3 protein-coding genes are annotated in these 10672 nt (G+C 46.5%); all 3 read left to right on the forward strand.

What is annotated here, in order from left to right:
• The first annotated feature begins 738 nt into the window (after nucleotides 1-738).
• The 3 genes from AC5I6P_RS21730 (at nucleotide 739) to AC5I6P_RS21740 (ending at nucleotide 10585) form a co-directional block, all read left to right on the forward strand.
• The gene (locus AC5I6P_RS21730) at nucleotides 739-1692 is read left to right on the forward strand and encodes a PEP-CTERM sorting domain-containing protein (protein WP_495695853.1); all 954 of its coding nucleotides are present in this window, start codon (nucleotides 739-741) and stop codon (nucleotides 1690-1692) included.
• 261 nt (nucleotides 1693-1953) lie between these two features.
• Nucleotides 1954-6666 (forward strand): DUF4347 domain-containing protein, encoded by a 4713-nt coding sequence (locus tag AC5I6P_RS21735; RefSeq protein ID WP_495695854.1) that lies wholly within the window; start codon nucleotides 1954-1956, stop codon nucleotides 6664-6666.
• Between the two features lie 271 nt (nucleotides 6667-6937).
• Nucleotides 6938-10585 carry a DUF4347 domain-containing protein gene (locus AC5I6P_RS21740; RefSeq protein ID WP_495695855.1) on the forward strand — a complete coding sequence of 1216 codons (3648 nt, stop codon included), beginning with the start codon at nucleotides 6938-6940 and terminating at the stop codon, nucleotides 10583-10585.
• Nucleotides 10586-10672 lie beyond the last annotated feature (87 nt).

Consider the following 10672-nt stretch of genomic DNA (forward strand, 5'->3'; position numbering starts at 1 on the left):
ATTTCGAGATGTGCCGATTCCATGCTAATTCATCTTCTCATTCAGCAACGCCCGATAGCCTAATCGGTAAGGTTGAGTAGATGCTTTGAATGGCATCTCAGCATTCAAACCACTACCGAAAGAAATGTGCTTCAGCAGTAATCATCACAGAGCTGGGTCCTGTTCCCGCTTACAAATTAAAAACTCAACCATCGCTCATGCTGACAGATTTTTCGCCTAGGCTTCAGCCGCTTATTCTCAGAAGCAGGATGATACAACAGTTTTACTTATTGATGTTGTTACGGTTTATGCAGCCCTTCCACCGAGAATTACCTAAAATGCAAGAAATCATAACATCATAAAGCCTTGATAAAGCTCTCAAAGCTTTACTGGATAAGGGGTGTAAGGGACATTTTAGGCAAGATAGCTCAAATTAGCTACCCCAAACCTGCTCTGGCATAGCTCTAGCGATACAAGCATCGCTAGAGGCTGATCCACCGTGGGGACGATGTACAGCGTCCTATAGGTTTTTACACTGAGCAGAAACAAAGGATCATAGTTTTTTAACCTTTTTTCCTTTGTTGCCGTTCATACAGCGGCGGTTGGTTTGCTGGTTCGCATACCGAAGTGTCTTTACTATAAAATTCTGAAAATCTTGTTCACAGCGTTAGGTTAATGGTGTTAGAAGACAGTCCCACTTCAGAAAACCCCGGAAAGCAGGCTAGCTCTCTTCGCTTTCAGCTATTTTCATTTAAAACTATGAGTTCCTATCGTCGGCGTCATTTTCCAACCTTGGCTTTAAGCGCAACAGTGGGATGGCTCGCTAGTAGTTTGGCAATTCAAGCACATGCAGCCGATATGTCACTAGGAAACAGTGGCGTTCGATTTAACAGAGACACGACTCTAGAAACAAATTTCGTTGAGTCTCACGGCGCGTATCAGTCTACATTCGGTGTGATCAACTTGGACACCAATGAGAAGACACCTCTTCTGGTTGAAACCAAACCGGCGGATGCGCCAGCCAGCATCTTTAACCCATCGAGCAAGGTTAGCGACGTTGAAACCACCAATGACTTTCTTGGAACCGCACAAGGCACAGTAGCCAATCCTTCTGCCACTTACAACTTCAAAGCAAACACAAATTATGTGTTTTATCTAGAGTCTAACTACAACGGTCGTCCTACAGGGACGGTTTACTCTAGCGACGTGATGAACTCCAACAAGGAGCGCCAGGTTTCGTTTAGCGGCGACCCGGCAAACTTCTGTCAAGGAAGCGGCGTTTCTTTAGCGTGGGATGACACTGGAGCTGATTTGGTGCGCAATCGCGATCAGCAAGACCGGGACTTTGACGATTTCATTGTTCGCTTGCGAGATACCGCCTGCCCAATCGGCGGCGGTGACACGCCTGGTGCTGCTGCCCTTGCTCCTCCAGAAAGCGTTGCTCCAACGGTTGGTCAGTTGCCGCCAGGAGGAGGTGCTCCGATCGCGGCGGCTGGTCCAGGGGCAGGGAGCTTGACACTTCCTTTGGGCTTGCTGGGTGCAGGCGCGATCGCCGGAATCGCAGTCGCGGCGGGCGGCGGTGACGATGATGATGACAATAATGGCGCTACTGGCGAACCAATTCCTGAACCGTTTACGATCGTGGGTTCGGGAGCTGCTGTTGGGTTTGCTGCCTTGATGCGTCGCCGTGCCAGAAGTCGCAAGAAGCAGTAATGAATTAAGTCTCCGCGATGCTTTAAATTTACTGTTTTGAGATTGTTCTGAACCCCTCCTTGTAGCAAGGAGGGGTTTTTGGCATGCGCGACCAAAAGACTGCTATAGAACTTTGAATAAACCGTTTACATTGTGGAGCTTAGGTAAAGAAATAGACCGCTTCATAATTTTTTATACCAGTAGCGGGAATCTTACACCTGGTTATAGCAGCGTTTAAGCCATCGCTGAGCGACTGCTTATCAATCCCAGGAACACCCTTGTATGCTGTCTCGCGAACCGTTTTCTCAGCAATCTCTTCCGGCCTTTTCTGACGTTGCGCTATCTGCTAGTCGATCTCCGCTTGCTCTAGAAACAACTCAGATCGAGCCATCTCGCGCTGCCAATTCAATTGTCTTTGTGGATTCAACCGTAAGGGACTACCGATCTTTGATATCGGGAGTGCGAGACAGAACAGAAGTGCATATTTTGAATTCCAGCCAAGATGCTGTGACGCAAATCACTCAAACACTGCTGGGGCGATCTGAGATTTCTAGCGTTCATATTCTCTCTCATGGAGCAGCAGGCGGATTGCGGCTAGGAAACCACTGGCTGTCAGCGGACATCCTCAATCATTCCTCTGGGGAACCGCAAAGCAACCCTTACACCAACCAGATTCGATCCTGGGCTAGTACGCTGACGCCAAATGCGGATCTTCTGCTGTATGGCTGTGATATTGCTCAGGGCGGAGTAGGTGAAGCCTTTATTCAGCAATTGGCTCAACTGACAGGTGCAGATGTAGCGGCGTCGGATGACCTAACCGGAAATGTTGCGCTAGGAGGAAACTGGGCGTTAGAGCGCCACACGGGGGTAATCGAAGCATCGTTGGCATTTGATGGGGCAACATTATCTCGCTATGAGCATGTTCTTCCAGTCACGATTCCAGGTTACAGCGAATCTCTTTATGTCAGCGGGCTTCCTAGCGTAGCGGCTCTGACAACCGATTTAGCAACCGGAACGCTGTATTTAGCAGACAGCAACACTAGTGGAACTCTACGTAAAGTGACCAGCGATCGCATCGTTTCGCAAGTCGCCGCAAATTTTGCAACCAGTAGCATCTATCCCTATATAGCAACCGATATTCAATTCGCCAACGGTTCTGTTTACACCTCGTTAGGAAATGGGCAATTGATTCAAATTAATGCCGCTACGGGGTCTACGGCAAACCCAGCGACATTTTCTGGTTTTGGAATTGAATCAGGATTGGCAACGGTTGGCGGCAATCTTTACATTACCTCTGGTAAAACGAACGGTACTCCTGGAGAACTGCGAGAATTTAACTTGAGTACCGGAGCGAATAGCCTTAAGTTGGGCAATTTACCTACGGATGCGTCGAGCTTAGAGTTCGATCCGGTCAAAAATAAATTCTACTTTGCACGACAAGGTGGTGGTGGCATCTATAGCGCGGATCTCAATACAGGCGTAACAAGCCAAATATCCTCTATCTCTGGAAATTTCGCCATCGATTCAACTGGCGAGTTTCTCTATGTGAGAGGCGGAAGCGAGGTGATGCGAGTCTCAACCACAAATGGCTCTACATCGACCTTTCAAACAGGGCTGTCAGGAAATATGGGCGATGTGGTCTTTGGTCGCGCGTCATCGGGCACAGGCGGAAGTTTGTATGTGAGTGACAACGATCGTATCCTCGAAGTGTCAGGCTTTACGTCTCCCATTGCATCGGGGTCTGGAGGGACAGGCGTTTACAATCGATCGCTGTTTGCTCAACTGCAAAATCGAGCCACCGGGTTGGCTTACGACCAAGCGACTCGAACACTTTACTTTGCAGATCATAACGGTTCGGGTACGCTTCGTAAAGCAACGGCAGACCGGACGGTTTCCACAGTTGCAACTAACTTTACCAACGGTGGCTTCTATCCCTACGCGGCGACGGATATCCAATTTGCAAATGGCGCAGTTTACACGGTGACCATCAACGGCAACTTAGTGCAAATTAATCCCACCACCGGAACAGCTACAAATGTCGCAAACTTCATTGGCATTGGGGGTGAAGCAGGTCTAGCGCTTAATGCAGGCAAACTCTTACTAACTTCTGGCAATGGAGGATCGCAAGAACTGCGAGAATACGATCCGAACACTGGAATGTCAACCTTAAGAATTGCGAATCTGCCCTCTGGTTCTTCTAGCCTTGAATACGATTCGGTTAAGAATAAATATTATTTCTTTAGCCAATCGAATCGCGAATTTTATGTCGCTGATCTCGCAACCAACACATATAGTCAATTGACTTCTCCCACTGGAAGCGCTGGATTCACAACAGGTAACTTTGCGATCGATCCAAACGGCGATTTCCTCTACACTAGAGCGGGCACTGATATTCTTCGCATTTCTACCACTAACGGTTCAACCTCAGTATTTCAAACTGGACTCAGCAGCAATGATTTTGGCTCCGATTTAGTATTTGGAGTTTCTTCATCTGGTGTTGGCGGTAGCTTGTATGTAGGCGATGAGTTTAGCATTGTCGAAATTTCTGGTTTTGCTACACCTCCGTTCAATCCTGGCACTGGCAGTTCTGTCTACAATCGATCTGTTTACGCTAACACGTTCTCTGGTGATATTGCTGCCCTCACGTTTGATTCCACAACTCGCACCCTCTTTTTTGCTGAAGCTAATGGAAGCGGAGTTCTCAATAAGGTAAATCTTGACCGCACCATCTCAACTGTCGCAACAAATTTTGCTAACGGCGGCTTCTTTCCCTATGCTGAAACGGACATCCAATTTTTCAACGGCTCAGTCTACGCCTCCATAGATGGAGGAAACTTAGTTCAAATTAATGCCCAGAGTGGGATCTCTGCGGTTGTTACTCAGTCATCTAATTTTGGCTCTGAATCAGGTCTGGCGATCGAGGCAGGCAAAATTCTAATTTCTTCGGGCAGAGGAACGACGAGAGAACTCCGAGAATACGATCCAACGACAGGCAGTAATCGGCTGAAAATTGGCAACCTTCCTGATTCACCATCTAGTTTGGAGTTTGATCCGGTTAAAGATAGATACTACTACTCTGCAAATGGACAGTTCTTCTCGATTGATGCATCGACCGGAGCGACAAATCTAGTAGCGTCGGTCAACAACGCCAGAAACTTTGCCATCGATCCTAATGGCGAGTTTCTTTACACTCGGTCAGGTTCCGACATTGTTCGCATCTCAACAACCTCTGGCATCACTCAGGTGTTCCAGTCTGGCTTCGATAGCACAGGTTCGTTTACTTCTGATTTGGTTTTTGGAGCGTCTTCATCAGGAAGTGGCTATAGCTTGTACGTTGGCGATCGCAACCAAATCATCGAAATTTCTGGCTTTTCTACCCAACCCGTCAACACCGCTCCCAGCAATTCTGTTATTGGTTTGTATGGATTGGATAAATATGCATCAGAATCAAGCGTTCCCGTCGATCGGGCAATGCTTGAACTAAGACGTAACAACAAAATCGGTAGTTTAGTCGTCAAACTTGAGATCAGTCCGAGTAGCACTGCAAGTGTTAATGATTATATCCTCAGCGTCGATGCTGGCAGAATTAGTATCGTAGATTCGGTGGTGACGGTCACAATACCTGATGGATTGGATACCGTGTACTTGAATGTCAGACCAGTTGATGATGCTCAAGCAGAAACGCGAGAAACGCTCTTTTTTAATGTCAAGAATGCGCCTGAGTATACGATTAATGGAAATGGAGTTGAGGTTTCGATTGAAGATAATGATCAGCCTGAAATCGCAATCAACAATGTCAGCATCACTGAGGGAAATAATGGTACGGCTCAAGCCTTATTCACCGTCACGCTGAGCACTGCATCAGATCTGCCTGTGAGTGTGACATATTCGACGTTTGATGACAGTGCGTTTGCTAGCGAGGGAGACTACTCGCCACTGTCAAATACACTGACCTTTGCGCCAGGCGAAACGAGCAAAGCGATTACGGTGAACATCAATGGAGACACGAGAGTTGAGTCGAACGAAACGTTCCAGATTCGTCTCTTGAATGCAAATAATGGCATCCTTGCTGCTAATGGCAGCGTTGGTACAGCCACGATCGTCAATGATGATGAAGAGTCAAGCTGGGAAATCTTGGGTAACGCTGATTTTAATGGCGACAAGACCACCGATATTTTGTGGCGCAACTTCAAAACTGGAGCAGTTCAGATTTGGCAAGTTGGTGGCAGTGGCTACACCAAGACCAATTTAACGTCAGTTGCCGATTTTAATTGGCAAATCAAAGGGGTGGCAGACTACGACGGAGATGGCAAAGCCGATATTTTGTGGCGTAACTTCAGCACCGGTGAGAACCTCGTTTGGTTGCTCAACGGCAGCACTCATACCACAATGCGATTAAATAGTGTGACAGATTTCAATTGGCAGGTTGCGAGTACAACAGATTATAACGGAGATGGTAAAGCCGATATTTTGTGGCGTAACTTCAGCACCGGTGAAAATCACATTTGGGTTCTAAACGGCAGCAGTCATACCACGACAAAATTAGATCGCGTAGCAGATTTCAATTGGAAAATCGTGAATACAGCAGATTATAACGGAGATGGCAAAGCCGATATTTTGTGGCGTAACTTCAGCACCGGTGAAAACCACATTTGGGTTCTAAACGGCAGCAGTCATACCACCACGAAGCTTCAGAGCGTAACGGCTTCTAACTGGCAGATTGCAGGCTGCGCAGATTATGACGGAGACGGCAAAGCTGATATTTTGTGGCGTAACTTCAGCACCGGTGAAAATCACATTTGGGTTCTAAACGGCAGTAGCCACACCACCACGAAGCTTCAGAGCGTAACGAATTTCGATTGGCAGGTCGAAGGAACGGCAGACTACGACGGAGACGGCAAAGCTGATATTTTGTGGCGTAACCTTAGTACCAATCGCAGCACGATTTGGAAACTGAATGGTAATGCGTACACCGCGATCGCGCTTGATTCGTAAGTCAACTCTCTATATCACTTGCTAAGACAGGTTCTCTAAACCTGTCTTTTCTTTTAATTATTTCCTAACCAGTGAATTTACAGAGCAACGGTTTTGGTCTCCGTTCTTTTCCGTAGAAGTTCGCTAGGTTCGTCTAGCTCAGAGTGGTTTTATGTCGATGATTGCCATTTTCTAAATATTTCGTTAGAAGAATTCCGCTTAATAATCTCCGATTAAGAGTAGCAAACCTCTGCTGATCAGTCTGCACCTTTCACCTTCAATTCAGAAACTTATGAACTTTGAGCACTCATCAACTACAGGCCTCACCTCTACCCCAAATACCTCAAGCGATCGCATCTCTCATCCATTACTTGAGTTGCCCTCTAGTCCTAAATCTGCGGCTTCTGGCGCAACTAGCCTTCTATTTATCGATACAGGTGTCAATGACTATCAAAGCCTGCTAGCAGGAGTTCAGCCAAATACAGAGGTTCATGTTTTAGATTCGAGTCAAGATGCGATTTCTGAGAAAACTGGCGGAGCCATCGCGCAAATCACTCAAACTTTGACGGGACGAGCAGATATTTCCAGCGTACACATTCTCTCTCATGGATCTACTGGGAGCCTGAAGTTAGGGTCAGATTGGTTAAGTTCAAGCGATCTTGAGCGCTACTCCTCTCAGTTTCAGTCTTGGGCGAAGGCGTTGACAACCAATGCTGATATTCTGCTGTATGGCTGTGATGTGGCACAAGGAGTGACAGGTCGGACGTTTGTTCAACAGTTAGCTCAGCTAACCGGAGCCGATGTCGCTGCGTCTGACAATGTGACAGGTAATAACAGCTTGGGCGGCAACTGGAATTTAGAATATCGCACTGGAGCCATTGAAGCTGCAGAGGTGTTGGACCAAACGGCAATGAGCCAGTACTCTCAAACACTCGGTGACATTATTATCAACGAATTCCAGCGCACAGCAGGAAGTTTTACAGATAGTGAATACATTGAGTTTTTGCTTACCGCTGATCTAACAGCAACGCAACTTGAAGATTTCTTCTTTGGTGACTCAAACGGCACAACTTTCAGCAAATTAGGAATCTACAGTCTTAGTAATTTATCTAGCATTGCACCCACATTCAAGGCAGGAACCATCATTGTAGTTGCAGGTTCCAGTGTAGTTTCTGCTGAAGACACCACTTATAACCCAATCTTCGGTGGCACAGATGAGCAGTGGAATGTCCGGTTAAAATTTGGTGGCTTACACATCACGGGCGCAAGTGGCAATTTTGCAGGATCTGAAGATGCGGCTTGGATTGACAGTAGTAATGCTGGAACAACATCAATTCACTCTATTGCATACAAATCTGATGCTGCCTTCGGTGCATTTGGCGACGCAGCGACAATTAAACTTAATGTCACAAACGCTGACCTCATTACTCAATTCAATGGAAATGGAAGCCAAACCACTGATTCAACTAAGTTTTCTTTTGCCCCGTCAGGCACGCTCGGTTTGCCTAATGGAGGAGATAACAGTACTTACATTACTTCACTCCGAAATCCGAATGCTCCTCTAACTGCACAAGCAAGCAGCGTTACTTTAGATGAAGGCAGTACTCATAGCTTTCAAGCCTCTGACTTTAAATTCTCTACCTCTAGTAGTCAGACCTTGCAGCAGGTACAACTGACTCAACTATCAACAATTGGTCAGCTTTTCCTAGATGCCGACAGTAACAATACTCAAGATACGGGTGAAGCTGTCACTACGAATCAAATCATTACCTTAGCTGACATTCCTAAGCTCAAATTCCAACCTGTTGCAAATGCAAACGGCTTCAACTACGCCAACTTCAAATTCAAAGTTAGCGATGGTCAAGTCTTTAGCACTACGGATGCAACAATGACCCTGAATGTCAATTCAGTCAATGATTCGCCTGTTCTTAATACTAGCGGTTCGCCAATGTTGCCGAGCATTTACGAAAATGCTTCTAACCCTACAGGAATTAGCGTTTCTGATCTGATTGGTACGAGTATCACAGACGTAGATTTTGGCGCAGTGAAAGCGATCGCCCTCACTGGAGCCGACAACAGCAACGGTAAATGGCAGTTCTCTACCAACGGCGGCGCAACCTGGACAGATCTAGGCAATGTCTCTGATACGGCTGCAACATTGCTGGGTGCAACGCCTCTCTATACATCAGCCCTCGGTAATGCTCCCGATCAGCAGAATTGGTTTTTCTACAACAATCTGAAGAAAAACAACAGTGGTGTTCCACCATTTGTACCCGGTAACGCCAGTCAAACAGCTAGTGTGAACGGAACACTACTCAACTCAACTGCTAATCTCGAAACTTATGCAGGTTACAGCAACTACACAATCAATCCTGATTTATCGCAATCGCTGAAGAATCCTACGTTTCCTGTCCTCGATCGCGCTCAAGGCTACAGCCTGTCCTTTAACCTGCAAGTTTTAGCCGAATCTCATACCAATCCCGATCGTGGTGTCGCCGTGATTCTCCTCGGTGACGATAATCAGGGCATTGAACTAGGAGTTCAGTTTGACGGGAGCAATGGTCGCATATTTGCTCAGAGCTTGGATGTTAATAATCAGTTTGTTGGGGCTGAAGCGATCGCATTCAACACCAACAAACTGACCGACTACATGATCAAGATCCAGGGAACAACCTATCAACTATTTGCTAATGGTACGCAAGTGCTAACAGGCGCATTGCGGGACTACCGAACTTGGACATCTCCCGACGGTTTCCCTAGCCCCTATGGTCTCAAAAACTTTGTCTTCTTAGGTGACACCTCAACCTCAGCCCAAAGCTCGATTTTCTTCAACCAAGTCGTCATTCAGACCGATACACGAGTGCGATTTGTGCCAAATGCTGACTTTGTTGGAAATGCAACCTTCTCCTTCCGTGCTTGGGATATCACAAATGGTGCTGCCAATGGTACTACAGGTGTCAACGCTTCTTTGAATGGTGGGATAAGTGCGTTTAGTAGTGCAGTCGAGACGGCTGCGATCGCGGTTTCCAGCCTCAACGCTCCCTCTTCAGGTTGGAAGATTGAAGAAACGGCTGATTTTAATCGCGATGGAGTTGCCGATATTCTCTGGCGCAACTCTAACACGGGCGAAGTCAGTATCTGGAAACTAGATGTCAACAACAATGTGACTTATCTCAACTTGCCGGCGGAACCCAGTGCAGACTGGACAATCAAAGGCTTCGCTGACTCCAATAACGATGGATTCGCTGACATACTCTGGCACAATTCCAAAACAGGTGGTGTTAGCATTTGGATGCTCAACGACTTAGGTACAGTTTCATTTACCAACCTCTCGCAAACTGCTGGTGACAGCTGGCAGGTTCAGAACTTTGCCGATTTTGATGGTGATGGCAAGGCGGATATCCTATGGCGCGATATAAACCGAGGTTTAGTTAGCATTTGGAAACTAGATGGTGCCAATATCACGTATCTTAATGTACCAGCAATAGTTGGTGAAACTTGGCAGATTAAAGGCTTTGCAGATTTTAATGGTGATGGAGTGGCCGATATTCTCTGGCATGACTCTACCCGAGGCTTGGTTAGCATTTGGGAACTCAATGCCAAAGGAACGTTCACATCTGTGATGTTGCCTCCTGTGGCTGGAACTGACTGGCAGATTCAAGCCTTTGCTGATTTCGATGGCAATGGCAATGCAGACATTCTTTGGCATAACTCAGCAACTCATCAAATTGCTATCTGGAAATCTGACAGTGCAAGCAATATTACTTACCTAAATCTCCCAGAAGCTAGTACCGTAAACTGGCAAATTAACGGTTTCGCAGACTTTAATAAGGACGGTTTCTTGGATATTCTTTGGTACGATCCAACTCGTGGATTAACTAATATCTGGAAGCTTAATAGCAACGGTTTTGAGGATGCAATTGATTTGCCTGCTTCTTAAGCTAATCATGCTCAAGTAATACCCGCGATCGCCTAATACCATCTCAATTAATGCCTGCTACAGATAAAGCGGATAAGATGAACCAAT

The sequence above is a fragment of the Myxacorys sp. genome (genome assembly GCF_059501405.1).